The 18,397-nt window shown below is 70.8% G+C and carries 16 protein-coding genes; 7 read left to right on the top strand and 9 right to left on the bottom strand.

What is annotated here, in order from left to right; translation table 11 throughout:
- Positions 1–25: 25 nt before the first annotated feature.
- The 3 genes from OG226_RS06550 to lanKC form a co-directional block, all read right to left on the bottom strand.
- Positions 26–1,813 (bottom strand): ABC transporter ATP-binding protein, encoded by a 1,788-nt coding sequence (locus tag OG226_RS06550; RefSeq protein WP_328675767.1) that lies wholly within the window; start codon positions 1,811–1,813, stop codon positions 26–28.
- Positions 1,814–1,904: 91 nt separating this feature from the next.
- A complete protein-coding gene (locus OG226_RS06545; protein WP_328675766.1) occupies positions 1,905–2,018 on the bottom strand; it encodes a SapB/AmfS family lanthipeptide in 114 nt (37 codons plus the stop codon).
- 44 nt (positions 2,019–2,062) lie between these two features.
- On the bottom strand, positions 2,063–4,663 hold the full coding sequence (lanKC, locus tag OG226_RS06540) for a class III lanthionine synthetase LanKC (RefSeq protein WP_329348270.1): 2,601 nt from the start codon (positions 4,661–4,663) through the stop codon (positions 2,063–2,065).
- Positions 4,664–4,870: 207 nt separating this feature from the next.
- Here lanKC and OG226_RS06535 point away from each other — a divergent pair, with 207 nt between their 5' ends.
- From OG226_RS06535 to OG226_RS06510, 6 genes are all read left to right on the top strand, one after another.
- On the top strand, positions 4,871–7,315 hold the full coding sequence (locus OG226_RS06535; protein ID WP_329348269.1) for a SpoIIE family protein phosphatase: 2,445 nt from the start codon (positions 4,871–4,873) through the stop codon (positions 7,313–7,315).
- A gap of 93 nt (positions 7,316–7,408) precedes the next feature.
- Positions 7,409–7,693: a hypothetical protein gene (locus tag OG226_RS06530; protein WP_328675763.1), complete on the top strand. Its 285-nt coding sequence runs from the start codon at positions 7,409–7,411 to the stop codon at positions 7,691–7,693.
- Positions 7,694–7,784: 91 nt separating this feature from the next.
- Entirely contained in the window at positions 7,785–8,852 is a 1,068-nt protein-coding gene (locus tag OG226_RS06525) for a glucose-1-phosphate thymidylyltransferase (RefSeq protein WP_329348268.1), read from the top strand.
- The gene (rfbB, locus tag OG226_RS06520; RefSeq protein WP_329348267.1) at positions 8,849–9,820 is read left to right on the top strand and encodes a dTDP-glucose 4,6-dehydratase; all 972 of its coding nucleotides are present in this window, start codon (positions 8,849–8,851) and stop codon (positions 9,818–9,820) included. Before OG226_RS06525 ends, rfbB begins: the two co-directional genes overlap by 4 nt.
- Entirely contained in the window at positions 9,820–10,686 is an 867-nt protein-coding gene (gene rfbD, locus OG226_RS06515) for a dTDP-4-dehydrorhamnose reductase (RefSeq protein ID WP_328675760.1), read from the top strand. The genes rfbB and rfbD overlap by 1 nt, the downstream gene beginning before the upstream one ends.
- A 24-nt stretch (positions 10,687–10,710) precedes the next feature.
- Complete coding sequence (locus OG226_RS06510; RefSeq protein ID WP_328675759.1) at positions 10,711–11,565, top strand: class I SAM-dependent methyltransferase; 855 nt, start codon at positions 10,711–10,713, stop codon at positions 11,563–11,565.
- 65 nt (positions 11,566–11,630) lie between these two features.
- On the opposite strand, the gene OG226_RS06505 is transcribed toward OG226_RS06510, so the two are convergent.
- From OG226_RS06505 to OG226_RS06480, 6 genes are all read right to left on the bottom strand, one after another.
- Positions 11,631–12,005, bottom strand: a complete 375-nt coding sequence (locus OG226_RS06505) for a hypothetical protein (protein WP_328675758.1) — start codon at positions 12,003–12,005, stop codon at positions 11,631–11,633.
- A gap of 317 nt (positions 12,006–12,322) precedes the next feature.
- A complete protein-coding gene (gene rfbC, locus OG226_RS06500) occupies positions 12,323–12,931 on the bottom strand; it encodes a dTDP-4-dehydrorhamnose 3,5-epimerase (RefSeq protein ID WP_318020658.1) in 609 nt (202 codons plus the stop codon).
- 70 nt (positions 12,932–13,001) lie between these two features.
- Positions 13,002–14,969, bottom strand: a complete 1,968-nt coding sequence (locus tag OG226_RS06495; protein ID WP_328675756.1) for a glycosyltransferase family 2 protein — start codon at positions 14,967–14,969, stop codon at positions 13,002–13,004.
- Positions 14,970–15,106: 137 nt separating this feature from the next.
- Positions 15,107–15,700, bottom strand: coding sequence for a hydrolase (locus OG226_RS06490; RefSeq protein ID WP_328675755.1), 594 nt, complete (start codon positions 15,698–15,700; stop codon positions 15,107–15,109).
- A gap of 39 nt (positions 15,701–15,739) precedes the next feature.
- Entirely contained in the window at positions 15,740–17,143 is a 1,404-nt protein-coding gene (locus tag OG226_RS06485; RefSeq protein ID WP_328675754.1) for an MFS transporter, read from the bottom strand.
- The gene (locus OG226_RS06480; protein WP_328675753.1) at positions 17,140–17,601 is read right to left on the bottom strand and encodes a MarR family winged helix-turn-helix transcriptional regulator; all 462 of its coding nucleotides are present in this window, start codon (positions 17,599–17,601) and stop codon (positions 17,140–17,142) included. Before OG226_RS06480 ends, OG226_RS06485 begins: the two co-directional genes overlap by 4 nt.
- A gap of 127 nt (positions 17,602–17,728) precedes the next feature.
- Between OG226_RS06480 and OG226_RS06475 the strand changes: the two genes are divergently transcribed.
- Complete coding sequence (locus OG226_RS06475; RefSeq protein ID WP_329348266.1) at positions 17,729–18,232, top strand: metallophosphoesterase family protein; 504 nt, start codon at positions 17,729–17,731, stop codon at positions 18,230–18,232.
- Positions 18,233–18,397 lie beyond the last annotated feature (165 nt).

Raw genomic sequence — 18,397 nt, 5'->3', positions numbered from 1 at the left:
ATCGGTGCCCCCTCCCCACCGGACATCAGCCCGCCCCGCCCTCTGCGCCCCGAGCCCCTCCACGCAAGCCCCTCCCCGCACCCCCTGATCCCTCCACTCCCAAGCCGATCTCATCCCCCTCCCCGAACACCCCCCGATACCCCGCCACCCCCCACAACTCCGTATGCGTCCCCACCGCCCGCACCCGCCCCCCGTCCAACCACGCCACCAGGTCCGCGCGGGCCGCCGTAGCCGCGCGGTGGGCGATGAGGAGGCGGGTGCCTGTGGAGGCGGGGCCGGTGAGGGAGTTCGTGATGTGGTGTTCCGTGATGGTGTCGAGGCTGGAGAGGGCGTCGTCGAGGATCAGGACGCGGCCCGGATGAGCGAACGCCCTTGCCAGGCCCAGGCGTTGGGACTCGCCGCCGGAGTGGGGGGCGTCGGCCACGGGGGTGGCGTAGCCGTGGGGGAGGCGGCGGATGAACGCGTCCGCGTGGGCTTTTCCCGCCGCCTCCCGGACCCGGGCGGGGGACGGGGAGCGTAGGCCGAACGCGATCGTGTCCTCCATCGTCGTGCCGAGCAGGGTCGGACGGTCGAAGGCGTAGCCGATCGCGTCGCGGAGCGCGGCGTGGCTCAGGGCGTGGAGCGGGACGCCGTCGAGGAGGACCACGCCCGCGTCCGGGTCGGTCAGGCGGCCCGCGATCGCCGCGAGGAGCGACTTGCCGGCGCCGGAGCGGCCGACGACGGCGAGGGTCGTACCGCCGGGGATCACCAGGTCGATGCCGTCCAGTACGGTGCGTTCGCCGTGCCGGGCCGTGACACCGCGCAGCTCCAAGTGGCCCGATCCCGGCTGGAGTTGACGGTGTCCGTGGACGGGGGCCGGTTCGGTCAGGATGTCGGCCAGGCGCTGCGTGGCCGCCTTCGCGCGCAGCAGGCCCGACAGTTGGCCGACGAGGACGCCTACGCCGGTCGCCAGCACCGCGTACCGCGACGCGGCCAGCACCTCGCCCACCGTCAGGCGGTGTCTGGTCAGCAGGTGGCCCGCCACGGCGACGACGGCGAGTTGGAGGAGGGGCGCCACGGTGACCGCCCGCGCCGCGGCCCGTCCCTGTACCCGCCACATGCGGTGGCCCGCACGGGAGAGTTCGGGCAGCGGTCGCAGGATCCGGGCCGTCTCGCGGTCCGCCGTACCCGCCGCCTGGATCGTGCGGAAGCCGCCCATCGCCTCCGCGAGCGCCGACGCTATCCGGCCTTGGATCTGCTGGTAGCGCGTCACGCACTCCGAGGTGTCCCGGGCGAAGGCGCGTAGGAGGAAGGTGAGAATCGGAGCCCCGGCGAGGAACACGGCCGCCAGCCACGGGTCGATCAACGCCAGCGCGACCACGCCCCCGACCGGCCCCGCCAGTGCCGCGAGCAGCGCGGCCACCGCACCCGGCGCCGTCCCGGCCTGCGCGGCGTTGCCCACCAGTCGGGCCACCAACTCCCCTGCTCCGAAAAGGGAGTTGGCGCGCGGGCCGAGAGCCAGTACGTGCCCGGTGACGCGTCGGCGCAGCCACGCCGTCGAACCGGCCGTGACCGTACCGCCGAGCACCGTCCCGCACGCGTCCAGCACTCCGATCAGCAGCACCAGCCCCGCGCACCCCCACACCCAACGCGCCGCCGGGGCATGCGCCAGCAGGTGGTCCAGGGTTCGGCCCAGCACGGCGGGCAGCAGCAGCGCCGCCGCCGTGGACGCCGTACTGACCGCGCCCAGCGCCACGCAGCGCACCCCGGCGGCGCGGACGGCCGACCGGAGCAGCGAGTCGTTCACCGGGTCGCCCTCGGCGTGCGTCGTCATGCGGCGGCCCCTCGGGGTGACGTGACGTGGACCCCGGGCGGCCCTCCCCTCGTGGGAGGGGGCCGCCCGGAGCCGTGGGTTCACCGTGGCGTCAGAGACAGAGCAGAATGCTCGCGGCGCTGACGCAGGAGAGCAGGCTGACGGTGCTCGCGCCGCCGTCGTTGTGCTCGTCGGATTCCATCGTCTGCAGGTCGAGAAGTGCCATGAGAAGTCCTTTCGTTGTGGGGACGGGGTGGTGTCACGACTCCGTCAGTTCGCGGAGCCGCGCTGAGTGGGCCGCCGAAGCGGCGGCAGGAAGGGCAGCCCCGGCATGGACCCGGCATCGCCGAAGGCCGCGCCGAGCGCGAGCAGGCAGCCTGCGGTTCCGGTGCCCAGGTCCATGGACAGCCGCATCATCTGGTGCCCGGGGAAGGCGAGTTGGCCCTCGTACGACATCGCGAACCAGCCGAGTCCCGCGACCTGTTCGGCGAGCCTGTGGGCGTCGGCGCCCGGCGCGGTCGTCCGGGCGAGGTGCAGGATCATCCCCGCGCGGCCCTGGAAGAGACCGGGCTGCGCGTAGAAGCGGGAGGTGGCCGCGGTGAGGATGCCTGCGCGGGCGCGCTCGAACTCCTCGGTCTCGTCGTCGACTTGGGTCAGGAGGTCGTCGAGGACCATGCCCACGCCCACGCTCCCGTCGCCGAGGTACGGCAGCGTCCGCCAGCCCTCGTCCACCTCCAGGCCGCCACCACGCTGCACGACGCAGCACTCAAGGTCCCTGCGCAGGGCGTCAGTTGCCGCGTCGAGCAACCGCCGGTCGCCCGTCAACTCGTACTGCCGCAGCAGGAACAGCGCGGGACCGCTCGCGCCGCGCAGCAGTCCGGCGCGCCGCCGGGGCGTGGTGGGGCGCGGTTCCGCGAGGCGTCGTACGAGGAGGTCCGCGGCCTCCGCCGCCCGCTCGCGCAGCTCCGACTCGCCTGTGTCTGCGGCCAGTTGGCCCAGGACCAGGCCGAGGCCGGCCAGGCCGCCGTGCAGGTCGGAGGAGAGGTTCTGCCAGCGTTCGGCGAGGATGCCGGAGATCAGGTCGAGGGCGCGTTGGCGGTGGCCGAGGCGGTCGAGCACGTGGGCGACCCCGGCGAGTCCGTCGTACAGGCCGAGCGGGGTGCCGATCGGGGGCGGGGCGGTGCGGTCCAGGAGCCAGCGTTCGCCCTCCTCGTAGCGGTCGGCGCCGGTCGCGTCGAGCGCGTACAACACGCCCGCCGCGCCGTGCGCCAGGCCGAGGCCACCGCCGTCCGAGAACTGGGCGACATCGCCCGGGAAAAGGCGGTCGTCCCGGTCCGGGGTCGCGGAGGCGAGGATCGCCTTGACCATCGAGTCGCGGCTGTAGGGCCAGTCGCCGGGCCGTACGAAGGCCGGAGCGACCGTGCTCGTGCCCCGGGTGATCTCCGCGACCGCCTTGTCCAGGAACTCCCCTGGCACGTCCGGGAACTGGCCCGCGATCACCTCGGCCAGATGTGCCGCCTTGCCGCGGTCCACCACGAACAGCGTGGTCACCGGCAGGAACAGGGCGAGCCGCAGACAGGCCAGCGCGTACCGGTCGACGGCGACGCCCCTGCGGTCCGGCGGGGCGAAGAAGCCCGGGTGGGCGACGACTTGGCGGCCGTTCTCCTCGGCCGGGGCCGCCGCCTCGAAGTCGATGAGGAACACGGACTCCTCGTCGGGCGCGACGATGACGTTGAAGATGTGCAGGTCGTTGAAGACGATCCCGCGCGCGTGCACCGCCTCCATCGCCCGCTCGACCGCCGCGTGGATCCTCAGCGCCCACGCCGTGTACGTGGCCACCGCGTCCGGGTCGGGGTCCGGGGTGAGCAGCGGATGCCGTTCCGCGAAGAAGGAGTTGAGGGGGCGCCCCTCGACGAAGTCCATGACCAGGAACCGGTGTTCACCCAGCAGGAACCAGTCCCGCACCTCGGGCACCACCCCGGTCCCGGCGACCCGCTCCAGCGCCAGTTTCTCCCGTTCCAGCCGGGCGATCGCGTCGGCACCGTCCGAGGCGAGCCCCGCGTGCGGCCGCCCCTCCTTGAGGACGACCTTGCGCCCGTCCCGGGTGTCGGTGCCCGTGTACACCCCGCCACCGTTCGAGAAGTGCAGCGCCTTCTCGATGCGGTACGGCAGTTCGCCCACCGTCGTGGTGTTGCGTGCCGCGAGGTGCGGCTCCAGGAACGCCGGCAGCGTCACCCACTCCGGGACCTGGAAGGACGGCGCCCGCCGGTCCGGCACCGACCGCCCCGCGCCGTCCCGTACCGCCGGTACCAGCGAGCCCCGCTCGTCGACGACGAAGGTGCGCGCGAAGGCGCCGTAGCGGACGTAGAGCGGGCCGTCGTACCAGCGGAGGTCGGTGAGGATGTACGGGCCCTCGAAGCCCTCCAGGAGTTTGCCCAACTCGCTCAGGATCTCGTGGAGTCGGTCCTCGTGGGACGGGTAGACCGTGACGAACTTGCCGCTGGTGTCGCGGCCCGCGTACTTCGCGTTGCGCAGGTGGAGCAAGTGCGGGCCCGGCACGAACTTGAACGGGATGCGGCGCGGGACGCAGTAGTCCCAGACGAGGGCGGCGACGCGGTCCGCGTTTACCCGGGTGGCCGAGGCGTGGATCTTCCAGCCCTGGGCAGGGCCGGGCAAGGGGCCGCCGTCGTCGTCGAGCGGGGTCAGCGTCAGCCAGTCGCCGATGCGGGCCGAGCTCCAGCCCTCGGGGACCTCGCGGCCCGCCGTGTCGAACAGGGGCGCGGCGGTGCCCGTGCCGTCTGCGGACAGGCGGTCCGGTGTCTCGTAGAAGTGCCGGTCGGCGAGCGCGTACACCTCGTACCGCTTGTCCATGGTCGTCCCCCTTCGTGGCCCGGCTCGAATCTGTCAGCCGGGCGACGGTCGCGGACAGTCACGCCTGTCACGAGATCCCCGTGCGGAACGCATGGGTGAAGACTTGTTCGGCACCTTTCGAGTCGGAAGAGGGCCATACGGACCCTCATCTCCACGGAACGGTCACAGGGGCTGCGCAGTCGGCGCATAAGCGCTGTAATTGCGGACGTGGTCAGTGAGGGCGCTGAGGGACGCGGAACGCGAACGTCGCGTGCCGAACTTGCCCTCAAGACGCTCACCGTCGATCTCGATCCCCGCGAACGGCTGCGTCGTGTCCTCGAACAGGCCCTCGTGTTCGCCGGTGCGAGCTTCGCCGGGGTGTACACACCCGGTGACGGCGCCGACCTGCTGTGCCTGGTCGAGTCGGTCGGGGTGCCCAGGACGCTGTACGGGCTGCGGGACGGCTATCCGGCGGCCGGGGGATCACCGGTCGCCGAGGTGCGGCGGGGCGGGCGCGCGGTGTGGCTCGGCCCCGAGGAGCTGGCCGCCGGCTTCGACGCGCGACGGCTGCCGTCGGGGGAGTTCCATCTGGCGGCGCTGCCCGTGCGCGGCGACCGGGGCGGCGGCTGTCTGCTCGCGGTCGGGGAACGCCCGGACGGCTTCGGCGCCGAGGACCGGGAGTGCCTCGCGCTGATCGCCGAGGCGGTCGCGATCCCGGTACCGGCCGAGTCGGTGGCGGGCGAGGACGTGGCCGCGGGCGCGTTCGACCTGGCCATGGACACCGGGCGGGTCGAGGTCGGCGGCGACGTCCTGGAGCTGTTCGGGCTCGGCCCCGGCGACTTCGACGGCAAGGTCGAGACCCTGCTGGGGATGACCGTGCCGGAGGATCTGCCCTCGCTGATGTCCGTCGTCGAGGCCGACCACATGGCCATCGGCGACCGTGAACTGGAGTTCCGGGTCCTGCAGCCCTCGGGAACACCGAAGTGGCTGCGGCTGCGCGGGCGGCTCCTGCCCGGCGGCGACGGCCGCCCCGCCCGCCTCGTCGGCACCGTCGGCGCCGCCTCCCAGCTCCGCTCCGGCGTCAACGACGTGGCCCGCGTCCAGCGCCTCGCCGCCGCCCTCGCCATGGCCGGCACGGTCCGCGACGTCAGCCAGGCCGTGGTCGCCGCCCTCCGCAAACCGCTGCGCGCCGACCGGATCGCGCTCGCCGAACTGGAGGGCGACCGCCTCGTCGTCACCGTTCTCGACCCGCCCGAACCGGAGGCATGGCCCGAGCTGTGGCGCCTGGAGTGGCGCAGCGAGTGGCCCGACGCACCGGTGCGCACGATGCCCACCCTCGCCGCCGCGCTGCGCGAGGGCCGCGCCGCGATCTGGCCCGCGGGCACCGACCTGGAACCCGCCCTCGCCGAGGTCGGCCCGGGCGGCCTCGCCGTCCTGCCGCTGTCCGCGGGCGGCCGGGTGTCCGGTGCCTGCCTCATCGGCTGGGACGCCCCGCACGTCTTCGGGCCCGACGAACGCGCCCTGCTCACCGCCTCCGCCGGCCTCGCGGGGCAGGCCCTGATGCGCGCCCACGCCTTCGACGCCGAGCACGAACTCGTCGGCATGCTCCAGCGCCAGCTGCTGCCGCGCCGCCTGCCCACCCTGCCCGGCGCGGTCGCCGTGGCCCGCTATCTGCCGACCACGGCCGGGCTTGAGGTCGGCGGCGACTGGTACGACGTGATCCCGCTGCCCGACAACCACGTCGCCCTCGTCATCGGCGACGTCCAGGGCCACAACGCGGGCGCCGCCACCCTCATGGGCCAGATGCGCACCGCGCTGCGCGCCTACGCCGTCGAGGGACACCCGCCCGACGTCGTCGTCTCGCACGCCAACCGTCTCCTCATCGACCTGGAGACCGACCTCTTCGCCACCTGCTGCTACGTCGACGTCGACCTGGAGGAAGGTTCCGCCTGGTACGTGCGGGCCGGCCATCTCCCGCCCGTCCTGCGCCACCCGGACGGCAGCACCGAGATCCCCTACGCGGACGGCGGACCACCGCTCGGCGTGGTGACCCAGGCCGACTTCCCCATGAGCCCGCTGCGGCTCCAGCCCGGCACGGTCGTCGCCCTGACCACCGACGGCCTCGTGGAGTCCAAGGAGGCCGACATCGACGAGGGCCTCGACCGCCTCGCCCACGGCCTCGCCGTCTCCGACCCCGCCCACCTGGGCCTCGTCGCCGACGCGCTGCTCGGCAACGCCCGCCGCGAGGACGACGTAGCCCTCCTCCTCATGCGCTACGACGGCCTGGCGACCCGCCCGCGCCGGGAGAACTGGACGGTGTGGCGCGTCCCCGAGGCCGCCCGGCACGCGCGCCGCTTCACCAGGCGCACCCTGCGCACCTGGGGTGTCACCGAGGAGACCGACACCATCCTGCTCGTGGTCTCCGAGCTGGTCACCAACGCCCTGGTGCACACCGACGGGCCGGTCCGCCTCGACCTCACCCTCGTCAACCGGCGGTTCCGCGTCGCCGTCGCCGACTCCTCGCCGCGCACCCCGGTCAAACCGACCAGCATCGGCTGGGAGGCCACCGGCGGCCGGGGCATCCTCCTCGTCGAGGCCATGTCGGCGGCCTGGGGCACGGTGCCGGTCAGCGGCGGCAAACAGGTGTGGGCCGAGATCGCACTCGACCGGTAGTCCCCTGCCTTGACCGCCGCACGGGTGCCTGTTCGGGCACGCAGCGGCAGGTCGGGACGGTTGCGCGGGTCCACCGTGATGGGGTGCGTGCTTGTGGCACACACCTTCGAAGAACTGGTCGAGAAGCACCGCGCGGCCCAGGCGGCACGCGCCCGGGTCCAGGAGATGCGGGACTCCCTGGGAGCCCCCGCCCACGAGTCCTGGACCGAGGCCGAGACCGACATCTACGAGACCGCCTGGCGGGCCTGGCGCGACCTCGCCCGCGACATGCAGTCCGCCGCCGACGAGTACGCGAGGGACGAGGGTCTCGACCGGGCCGAGGTGGAGGCGGACGTGGCACGGGTGGCGGGGGGTCGGTCCGGTCCTTCGGCAGGCTAGACACCGCACGGCCTCCTCATCGTTGGCCGGTCGTAACAAACGAACACAGGGAGGAACGATGCACGTCCGAAGATGACGCTAAGGTGAAGCGATGAAGGCTCTCGTTCTCTCCGGCGGCACTGGATCCCGCCTGAGGCCGATCACACACACATCGGCAAAACAGCTCGTCCCGGTGGCCAACAAGGCCGTCCTTTTCTACGGGCTCGAATCACTCGCCGACGCGGGAATCACCGAGGTCGGCATCATCGTCGGTGACACCGCGGCGGAGATCGAGGAGGCGGTGGGTGACGGGTCGAAGTTCGGCCTGCAGATCACCTACATCCCGCAGGACCGTCCCCTCGGACTGGCCCACGCCGTCCTGATCGCGCGCGAGTACCTCGGCGACGACGACTTCGTGATGTACCTCGGTGACAACTTCATCGTCGGCGGCATCACCGGTCTCGTCGAGGGCTTCCAGGCCAACAAGCCCGACGCGCAGATCCTCCTTACCCACGTGCCCGACCCCCGCTCCTTCGGCGTCGCCGAACTCAGCGAATCCGGCCAGGTCATCGGCCTGGAGGAGAAGCCGGAGCACCCCAAGAGCGACCTCGCTCTGGTCGGTGTCTACCTGTTCACGCCCGTCATCCACGACGCTGTACGCGCCATCAAGCCGTCCTGGCGCGGCGAGTTGGAGATCACCCACGCCATTCAGCAGCTGATCGACGACGGCGCCGACGTGCGCTCCTCGGTCATCCACGGCTACTGGAAGGACACGGGCAACGTCGTCGACATGCTTGAGGTCAACCGGACCGTCCTGGAGAGCATGGACCGCCGCATCGACGGCGAGGTGGACGACGTGTCCGAGACCATCGGCCGCGTGGTGATCGAAGAGGGCGCGCGCATCGAGAAGTCGCGCATCGTCGGACCCGTCGTCATCGGCGCCGGAACCGTCGTCAGCAACTCCTACGTCGGACCGTTCACCTCGGTCGCGGAGAACTGCAAGATCACCGACAGTGAGCTGGAGTTCTCCATAGTGCTGCAGGACTCGTCCATTCTCGGGGTGGGCCGGATCGAGTCCTCGCTCATCGGCAAGCACGTCGAAGTGACCCCCGCTCCGGGGGTACCCAGCGCCCACCGCCTCGTTCTCGGAGACCACAGCAAGGTGCAGATCCGTTCATGAATCTCCTCGTCACCGGCGCCGCCGGCTTCATCGGTTCCACGTACGTCCGCACGCTCCTCGCCTCGGACGCGGCCGACGCGCCCCGCATCACGGTGCTGGACAAGCTCACGTACGCCGGCACGCTCGACAACCTGGACATAGGCCACCCGCGCCTGGAGTTCGTCCAGGGCGACATCTGCGACGCAGAACTGGTCGACAAGCTGATGGCCGAGGCGGACCAGGTCGTCCACTTCGCCGCCGAGTCCCACGTGGACCGCTCGATCAACGGAGCCGCCGACTTCGTCCGCACCAACGTGGTGGGCACCCAGGTCCTGCTGGACGCGGCCCTGCGCTACCGCACCCCGTTCGTGCACGTCTCCACCGACGAGGTCTACGGCTCCATCGAGACCGGCTCCTGGCCCGAGACCCACCCGCTGGCGCCCAACTCGCCGTACTCCGCGTCGAAGGCGTCCTCGGACCTGCTCGCCCTGGCCTATCACCGCACCCACGGTCTGGACGTGCGCGTCACCCGCTGCTCGAACAACTACGGGCCGCACCAGTTCCCCGAGAAGGTCATCCCGCTGTTCGTCAGCAACCTCCTCGACGGCAAGAAGGTCCCCCTCTACGGCGAGGGCCTCAACGTCCGCGACTGGCTGCACGTCGAGGACCACTGCCAGGGCATCGAGCTGGTGCGCACCAAGGGCCGGGCCGGCGAGGTCTACAACATCGGCGGCGGCACCGAGCTCAGCAACAAGGAGCTCACCGGCCTCCTCCTTGAGGCCTGCGGCGCCGACTGGGACCGGGTCGAGCGCGTCGAGGACCGCAAGGGCCACGACCTGCGCTACTCCGTCGACTGGTCCAAGATCCACGACGAGCTCGGCTACCAGCCGCAGCACGACTTCGCGAGCGGCCTCGCCGACACCGTCGCCTGGTACCGCGACAACCGTGCTTGGTGGGAGCCCCTCAAGGCACGGGTGGAGCGCGGCTGATGAAGTGGCTGGTCACCGGTGCCGGCGGGATGCTCGGCCACGATGTGCTGGAGGAACTCGCCCGCCGCGGTGAGCAGTTCGTCGGTCTCGACCGCGCCGCCCTGGACATCACCGACCCCGCGTCGGTGGACCGGGCGTTCGCGGAGCACCACCCCGACGTGGTGGTGAACTGCGCGGCGTACACCGCCGTCGACGACGCCGAGACCGACGAGGAGCGGGCCCTTCGCATCAACGGCGAGGGGCCCCGGCTCCTCGCCCGCGCCTGCGCCGCCTCCGGCGCGCGACTGGTGCACGTCTCCACCGACTACGTCTTCGACGGCGAGGCCCGGGCCACGCCGTATCCGGAGAACCACTCCACCGCCCCGCGCACCGCCTACGGCCGGACCAAACTCGCGGGCGAGCAGGCCGTTCTGGAGGAGCTTCCGGGGGCGAGCGCGGTGGTGCGTACGGCATGGCTCTACGGGGCTCATGGCCGCAATTTCGTGCGCACGATGATCGAGCTGGAGGCCCGTCGGGACACCCTCGACGTGGTCGACGACCAGTGCGGTCAGCCCACTTGGAGCGCGGACGTGGCGAAACAAGTCGTAATCCTTGGCGCAAAGCTGTCCCACAGGGATGGCCCGCACGGTATCTTCCACGCCACCAGCTCCGGTGAGGCGACCTGGTTTGAACTGGCCCGAGAGGTGTTCCGACTGATCGGGGCCGATCCGGACCGGGTGCGTCCCACCGATAGCGAGGCGTTTGTGAGGCCGGCGCCGCGGCCTGCGTACAGCGTCCTCGGGCACGACAGGTGGAAGGAAGCGGAGCTGGAACCGCTACGGGACTGGCGGGAGGCGCTGGCAGCGGCCTTGCCGTCCCTGAACTGACTATTGCGAGGGTGATTTCGGAGCATGTCGATCCAGTCTGTCGTGAAGAAGGTCGTCAAACCCGTAGTCGGGGAGCGCGGCTGGCAGGCGCTGCGCCGGGTCAAGCGGAAGGCGGTCGGTAACAATCGGCCGAAGGCACCTGTGGCTCCTCCGAAGCCCACGGGTGTCGCCGCGATCTCCGACGATCTGTGCAAGCTGGCCGCGCACTTCAAGACCGACAAGTGGGGCGCCCACAAGTACGCGCAGCACTACCAGCGTTACCTGCAACACCTCAGGGGCGAGGAGTTCAACCTGCTGGAGATCGGCATCGGCGGCTACAACCGGGCCGGTGAGGGCGGTGCGTCGCTGCGGATGTGGAAGCACTTCTTCCCGCAGGCGCAGATCTACGGCATGGATATTCAGGACAAGTCCTTCGTCGACGAAGACCGGATCACCACGTTCATCGGCGACCAGTCCGACCCCGAGTCGCTGCTGTCCATCCAGGAGAAGATCGGCCGGCTCGATGTGATCATCGACGACGGGAGCCACCGCAGCCCGCACGTCGTTACCACGTTCCACACCCTGTTCCCGCTGCTCAGCGATGGCGGGATCTACGTGGTCGAGGACACCCAGTCCTCGTACTGGCCCGAGTGGTTGGGCAGCGAGGACCGTGAGTCCCCGGACACCAGCATGGGCATGCTCAAGCGGTTGACGGACGGGCTGAACTACGAGGAGTTCGTCGACGACGACTACAAGCCCACGTACTTCGACCTCAACATCCGCGCCGTGCACTTCTTCCACAATCTCGTGATCATCGAGAAGGGCGCGAACGCGGAGGGCACGAACAAGAAGCGGGCGCTCAAGGACCGTTACGGCACCTCACCCGCGAGTACTTCGTAGGACGACGAACGGAACACGGCACTCTCCGAAGATGGTGGAGAGTGCCGTGTTCCGCTGCGTCAGGCCTACCGGATGGGCGTGTAGTCGCAGTACGTCACGACGTCACCCGCGTACTCGCAGACCTTGATCGAGATGTGGATCGTCTCGCTCAGATTCTCGGCGAAGGTCGCACAGCTGCCGTCGTTGCTCGGGTCGTTCCCCTTGATGAGGACCGTGCCGTTCTGCGGCGCGTCGGAGGAGGGCGTGTAGATGTAGCCCCGCACTCCGTAACCGTCCGAGCTGAGGTCGCAGACGGTCAAGGTGTCGCCGTTCTCGGTCCAACCACCCCAGCCACCTCCGGTGGTGGTGTACACGCCCGCGTCGGCCGCCGAGGAGGTTCCCGCCCCCGCGAAGATCCCGGCCGCCACCAGTCCGAGCACGGTGATCAGCTTGCGCTTCATCTGTCTCCTTTGATGAACGTGGTGCCTCTAGTGGAACGAGTCAATCCAGATTCGGATGCGTGTTCGACTCCTGAGTAACTCTAGGTGCTGAGACGATCACGGCGTACGGGTGTCGTGGATGTTGACTTAAAGCAGCCGAGCGAAGACTTGTTCGATCGTCTTGACGTTTTTCCTCGACAGCACTCGGCCGGAGGGTGCGGTTCGGCGCTGGTCCGAGCGGGTTTCCGGGGGACGACCGACGGGGGGCTCCCCGCCGCAAGACCAAGTGGTCTTGCGGCGGGGAGCCCCCCGTCGGTGCTCGGTGCGGCGGCTCGGCGTCAGTCGCTGAGCTGTCCACTCCGCAGTCGCTCGTAGTAGGCGGAGCAGTCCGCGTAGGACGGAAGGAGTCCTGACTGCTCCGCCTCTGCCAATGTCGGAGCCTCCGCGTCCTTGTCCGACAGCACCGGCTCGAAGCCCTCGGGCCAGGCGATGCCCAGCGCCGGGTCGAGCGGGTTGATCCCGTGCTCACGCCCGGGGGAGTACCCCGTCGAGCACAGGTACACGACCGTCGCGTCGTCGGTCAGCGCCATGAACGCGTGCCCGAGACCCTCCGCGAGGAACACGGCGTGCTTGGTCTCGTCGTCCAGCCGGACGGCCTCCCACTGACCGAACGTGGGAGAACCGACGCGGATGTCCACGATCACGTCGAGGACGGCGCCGCGCACGCACTTGACGTACTTGGCCTGGCTCGGCGGCACGTCGGAGAAGTGCACTCCGCGCACCACACCCCGCCGCGAGACCGAGCAGTTGGCCTGGGACAGAGCCAGGTCGTACCCGGTGGCCTCGCGGAACTCCTCGCCGCGGTACCACTCGTGGAAACTGCCCCGGTCGTCAGGGAAGACCTTGGGTTCCAGGACCCAGGCGCCTTCAATCCCCAGTGATCGCACGTTCTTCCGTCCTCCGACTTGCTCGGGCACTGCTGCTTGCTCGGGTACCGCAACTCGCTTACGGGTACTGCTACTTGCTCAGGGCGCGCTTCAACTTGCGCGCCACCCGGCGGGCCAGTCCGGGCTTGGGGCCGGCCGCCGCCGGCTTCGGCGCCGGCTTGGGCTCGGCGGGCTTCGCGGACTTCGGCGCAGCCTCCACCCGGATGCCACCGGCGTCACCGGTCAGCCGCACCGGCAGCGCCAGGAAACGCTGCCCGGTCGCGGCCGGGGTCAGGCACACCGAGGCGTTCCACACCGCGTCCTTCAGATCCGCGGCCGGTACCTCGGCGGCCAGCCGTGCGCCGGAGGACTCGGGGGAGACCACACCGGGCACGTCCAGCGTCGTACCGGACGACTTGTGGGTCAGCCGCAGCAGGACGTCGGTGGTGGCGGGGACGTAGAAGGGGAGCAGGACGCCTACGCGGGCGCCGGTGACCGTGAAGTCGTCGGGCTTGAGGTCGGCGAGGCCGAGGCGCTGGCCCGCCTTGCCGACGTCCAGGGAGAAGTTGCCGTGCGGCTCCGTGTAGTACGGGAGCGTGACCTGGCCGGCGACGACACCGGCGTGTCCGGCGTTCTCGCCGTGCTGCGGGACCGGGCCGAGGCGGCACTCCTTGTTCCAGGAGCCGATGACGACGCGGACGTAGGTGTCCCAGAGGCCGCTGTCCAGCGGGGCGCCGACCGCGGCGGTGGCCGGGTCGATGGTGGCCGTCGCGTGCAGCACCAGGCGGACGCCGTCGCCGTCGGCGACCGTCTCGTGCGAGATCTGCACGGGCTGGAAGTGCGAGGCGGCGCTGGTGCGTTCGCGGACGACGAGGTCGGCCGTCGCCTTCTTGAAGTTGGCGGTGGCGTCGGCCGTCAGCATCGCCGTCGCCTCGGCGAGGGTCTTCGGCTCCGGGTGCTTGGGAGCGGGGGCGCCCTTGGCCTCGAAGACGGCCGGTTTGCCGTCGATGACGAACTCGGCCTGGTAGTGGACCAGCAGCTTGCCGTCGCGCCACTCGATCTCGCCCGGGACGGCCTTCGGCTTGAGGGAGGCCTCCCACTCGGCGAGCTCGACGAGGTCGTCGTAGCGGTCGGCGGCGGCGAGGGCGGCGACGACCCGCAGCCGCGGGCCGAGACCGGCCGCGACACCGGGGCCGAAGCGCTCGGTCATGACACCGCGGATCTCCTTGAGGAGTTCACGGCGGTACTCGTCCGGGGCCTTCAGCAGCCGGCCGCCGCCGAGGCGCTCCATCATCTCCACGCGCAGCCAACGGCGGAAGATCTTGTCGCGGGCCGCACCCGGCTCGGTGTACTTCTCGACGACGTCGAGGGCCTCGCGCAGGTTCTTGAAGTAGCCGACGGGGTCGAAGCGTTGGAAGCCGGCGTTCGAGGCGTCCTCGCGCTTGATGTGGTAGTAGCAGACGTAGTCGCTGAGCACGGCGACGTTGTCCGCGGCGAGGTAGGCCTCCGTCACGAAGACGTGGTCCTCCAGGCGCCGACGCCCCTCCGGGAACCGCAGGTCGATGCGGTCGAGGAACGCGCGCCGGAGCATCTTGTGCGGGGTGAGGCTGTCCATCAGCGGCGCGGTCGCGACCGACGCGTGCGGGTAGTTCCTGCGGAACAGCTCCACGGGTACGGCGCGGCCCTTGCCGGCCATCTTGCCGACGATGACGTCGGCGCCGTTGGCCACGCCGTACTCGTACATCCGCTCCAGGGCCTCGTCGCCGAGGTAGTCGTCGTTGTCGACGAACATGACGAACTCGCCCTTGGCGGCGGCGATTCCCACGTTGCGGGGCTTGCCCGACCAGCCCGACGCCTCCTGGTGGATCACGTGCATGTGGGGGTGCTCGGCGGCGATCTCGTCGAGCCGCGCGGGCGTGCCGTCCGTCGAGCCGTCGTCGACGAAGATCGCCTCGTACTCATCATTGGGCAGCGACTGCCTGAGGAGAGAGGAGATGCAATCCTCGATATAAGGCCCTGGGTTGTACACAGGGACGACGACACTGACCTTGACCGACATCCGGTTTATAGCCCCCTTGTTTGCGCTGCCCGTCCCCCGAAATCGGAACGGCGCGGTGGGCTGATGCTAACCCGGTCGGCCTCGATGCCGCCCATTGGGCCGGTGTTGGGCAACGGTTCACCCGCCGTGGACGGACGTCACCTCGCGTCGTGGGTCTTGGCCAGAAGTTCCAGGATTTCGGCGGACGTGCCCGTTTCGCCCAGCCGCGGGAAGATCCGCTCGATGCTGTGGGTGTGCGAGACGGCGTCCAGGTCGCTCATCGCGTCCGTGGCCAGGGTCACGTGATAGCCGTGCTCGTGGGCGGCGCGGGCGGTGGACTCGACGCCGATGCTGGTGGCGATGCCGGTCAGCACGATCTGCGTGACACCGCGGCGACGCAGCTGTACGTCGAGGTCGGTGCCGTGGAAGGCGCCCCAGTTCCGCTTGATCACGTGGATGTCTCCGGGGTGTCCGGCCAGCTCGTCGACGATGACGTCCCAGCCCTCGGGGCGGGCCCCGCCACCGGGCCGCCGCTGCTCGCTGCGGCCGGGGACCGCGTCCGCGCCGTCGGCGGCGAAGGTGACCCGGACCAGGACCACGGGTAGGTCGGCGGCCCGGAAGGCGTCGGCGAGTTCGACGGTACGGGCGACCACCTCGGGCCCGCTGTACGGCTCGGTCGGGGCGCCGACGATGCCGCCCTGGAGGTCGATGACGACGAGGGCGGTGCGCGGGTCGAGGGTGGTGAGTGCCATGGGGCAGGCCTTTCAAGGGTGTTGGGGAATCCTGGAGTGTCAGGCGGCTTGCGGGGTGAGGGTGCGCAGGGAACGGTCGGGCAGGGTGATCGCCAGGAGCAGCGCCGACCCGATCGCCATGAACAGGGCCAGGTCGTGCAGTCCCGGGGTGTCGGCGCGGTGCGGGAAGAAGGCCGCGGTGGCCGCGGATGCGGCGAGTGCGCCGAGGTACATGAAGGTGCGCAGCAGTCCGGCGGCGGACGCGATGCGCGCGGGCTCGGCCTGCCGGTAGAGGGCGTTCTGCCCGGCCAGACCGAGCAGGCCCTGCGGTACGCCCAACACGGCGCCGACGGCGAGCAGCAGCCAGACCGGGCTGTCGGAGCCGACCAGGAACAGCGCGGCACAGCCCACGACCTGGATCGCGCTGCCGACGAGCAGCTTGGCGCGGATCGCCTCGCGGCGCCCGGTGAGGGTCGAGACACCGAGGGCGGTGGCCGACAGGGGCAGCAGGATGAGCCCGGCGGCGGAGGCGTGCAGGCCGCGCCCCTCCTCCAGCCACTGCGTGTAGCCGTAGAGGAAGGCGTACGAGGTGGTGTAGCCGAGGAACTGGCGGATGTACGTGGTCACCAGCGGGAGGTTGCCGCCGAGCACGCGCAGGTCGACGAAGGGTTCCGGGACGCGGAGTTCGCGTCTCGCGAAGGCGACGGCCGCGGCGGCGCTGAGGACCGGGAGGTACCACTCGGAGAGTCTGGGGGCGGTCAGGAACATCATCAGCGAGACCAGCATGACGGCGAACAGGATCATGCCGGGCGGGTCGACATCACCTCGGGTGCCGGCCGTGTCCTTGTCCTTGCTCGTCTTCGGCAGCCGCAGTGCGCCGAGGATCAGACAGGCCACGGACAGTGGCACGTTGACGGTGAAGATGGCGCGCCAGCCGCCGACGCCGATGAGGAAGCCGCCGAGCGTGGGGCCGATCACCGACACCGTCTGGGCGGAGACGGCGAGCGCGGTGAGGACACCGGCCGGGCTGTCCTCGCCGGTGCGTTCGGCCTCGCTGCGGGTCAGCCGCATCGCGGCCGGATACGCGGCCGAGGTGCCGAACCCGAGCAGGACCCGGGCGGCGATCAGCACGCCGAGCGACGGCGCGAGGGCGCCCATGACTCCGGCGACACCGACCAGGGCCGTACCGATGAGGTAGAGACGACGCGGCCCGTACATGTCGACGAGCCGCCCGATCACCGGCTGCCCCACGGCCGTGGCGAGATACAGGGCCGAGACCAGCCAGACCGTCTGCGAGGGCGGCGCCCCGAAGGCGATGCCGATGGGCACGAGGCCCACGGCGATCATCGAGGAGTTGATCGGGTTGAGAACGGAGCCGAGGACCATGGGCGCGATCAGGCGCCGGTCGAAGCCGGTGGGGGCGGGACGCGTGGTCCGTAGTGCCTGGGTGGGCTTCGATATCACTGCTCGGACAGCCGTTCCATCAACGCCAGCGCGTCGAGGATCGTCCGCCGCTCCCGCTCGGTGTACCGGTCCTCGAAGGCCCGCGCGAGCCACTCCTCGCGGACCTGCCTGTTGTCCTCGATCCGCGCGCGTCCGGCCTCGGTGAGGGTGACGAGTTGTCTACGGCCGTCCTCGGGGTCGGGGCTGCGCCGGATCAGCCCGTGCTGGTCGAGGGCGGCGAGGGTGGCGGCCATCGACTGCGGCCTGACCCCCTCGGCCGCCGCCAGGGCACTGGCCGTGGCCGCGCCGTGCTTGCCGACGAGCGTGAGCGCCGACTCCTGCGACGGGGTCAGGTCCTCGTCGGTCGCGACCTCGCGGATTCTCCGCCGCAGCCGGCTGAGCACCACGCGCAGATCGCGCGCGGAGCGGGCCGCGGAGTCGGAGATGCCCGCGGGCGCGCCGGTGAGCTGGTGATCCATGAACCCCACCGTAAAACCGGCAGAACAAACTGTCCAGTCACAACTGATCAGTCTTGCCTGTAGATCCTTTCCGGGAACTGGAACGCTTCCGGAAGCTGTGACAGGGGCACCCCCCTAGGCTGAGACCGTGCGACTGCTCCTGATGTCCGACACCCATCTCCCCAAGCGCGCCAAGGAACTCCCCGCGCGACTCCTCGCCGAACTCCCGCGCGCCGACGTCGTGTTCCACGCCGGCGACTGGGTCGACACGGCCACCCTCGACCTGCTGGAGAGCCGCAGCCGTCGGCTCATCGGCGTGTACGGCAACAACGACGGCCCCGAACTGCGCGCCCGGCTCCCCGAGTCGGCGTACGCCGAGCTGGGCGGCCTGCGCTTCGGCGCCATCCACGAGACGGGCCCCGCCCAGGGCCGCGAGGCACGCTGCGCGGCCCGATTCCCCGCCCTGGACGTGCTGGTCTTCGGGCACAGCCACATTCCCTGGGATACGACGGCCGCGGGCGGACTGCGCCTGCTGAACCCGGGTTCTCCGACGGACCGCCGACGTCAGCCGTACTGCACGTACATGACGGTGACGGTGGACGACGGCACGCTGACGGACCTCGAACTGCACCGGCTGCCGCCGAGAAGCTGACCGGGACCGCGGGCGCCTCCCGGGGTGCGCAGGACGGCATGGCCGACACGCGAGAAACCGGGGCGCGGCATCCGGCTCGCCGGGACAGCGCACCCCGCACCGTCCTGCTCGTCAGGTGCGCCGGCTGCCTACCGGCGGCCCGCTCGCCGGTAGGCAGCTCACCGG

Source organism: Streptomyces sp. NBC_01261, assembly GCF_036226385.1.
In the GTDB taxonomy this organism is placed as follows: domain Bacteria; phylum Actinomycetota; class Actinomycetes; order Streptomycetales; family Streptomycetaceae; genus Streptomyces.
This window is presented reverse-complemented; position numbering and strand designations above follow the sequence as displayed.

What these genes read in the sequence shown, in the direction of transcription:
- OG226_RS06505 (WP_328675758.1), bottom strand. Translation starts at nt 12,005, where the DNA reads ATGAAGCGCAAGCTGATCACCGTGCTCGGACTGGTGGCGGCCGGGATC.
- rfbD (WP_328675760.1), top strand. Translation starts at nt 9,820, where the DNA reads ATGAAGTGGCTGGTCACCGGTGCCGGCGGGATGCTCGGCCACGATGTG.
- OG226_RS06490 (WP_328675755.1), bottom strand. Translation starts at nt 15,700, where the DNA reads ATGGCACTCACCACCCTCGACCCGCGCACCGCCCTCGTCGTCATCGAC.
- OG226_RS06495 (WP_328675756.1), bottom strand. Translation starts at nt 14,969, where the DNA reads ATGTCGGTCAAGGTCAGTGTCGTCGTCCCTGTGTACAACCCAGGGCCT.
- OG226_RS06480 (WP_328675753.1), bottom strand. Translation starts at nt 17,601, where the DNA reads ATGGATCACCAGCTCACCGGCGCGCCCGCGGGCATCTCCGACTCCGCG.
- OG226_RS06510 (WP_328675759.1), top strand. Translation starts at nt 10,711, where the DNA reads ATGTCGATCCAGTCTGTCGTGAAGAAGGTCGTCAAACCCGTAGTCGGG.
- lanKC (WP_329348270.1), bottom strand. Translation starts at nt 4,663, where the DNA reads ATGGACAAGCGGTACGAGGTGTACGCGCTCGCCGACCGGCACTTCTAC.
- OG226_RS06550 (WP_328675767.1), bottom strand. Translation starts at nt 1,813, where the DNA reads ATGACGACGCACGCCGAGGGCGACCCGGTGAACGACTCGCTGCTCCGG.
- OG226_RS06545 (WP_328675766.1), bottom strand. Translation starts at nt 2,018, where the DNA reads ATGGCACTTCTCGACCTGCAGACGATGGAATCCGACGAGCACAACGAC.
- OG226_RS06525 (WP_329348268.1), top strand. Translation starts at nt 7,785, where the DNA reads ATGAAGGCTCTCGTTCTCTCCGGCGGCACTGGATCCCGCCTGAGGCCG.
- rfbB (WP_329348267.1), top strand. Translation starts at nt 8,849, where the DNA reads ATGAATCTCCTCGTCACCGGCGCCGCCGGCTTCATCGGTTCCACGTAC.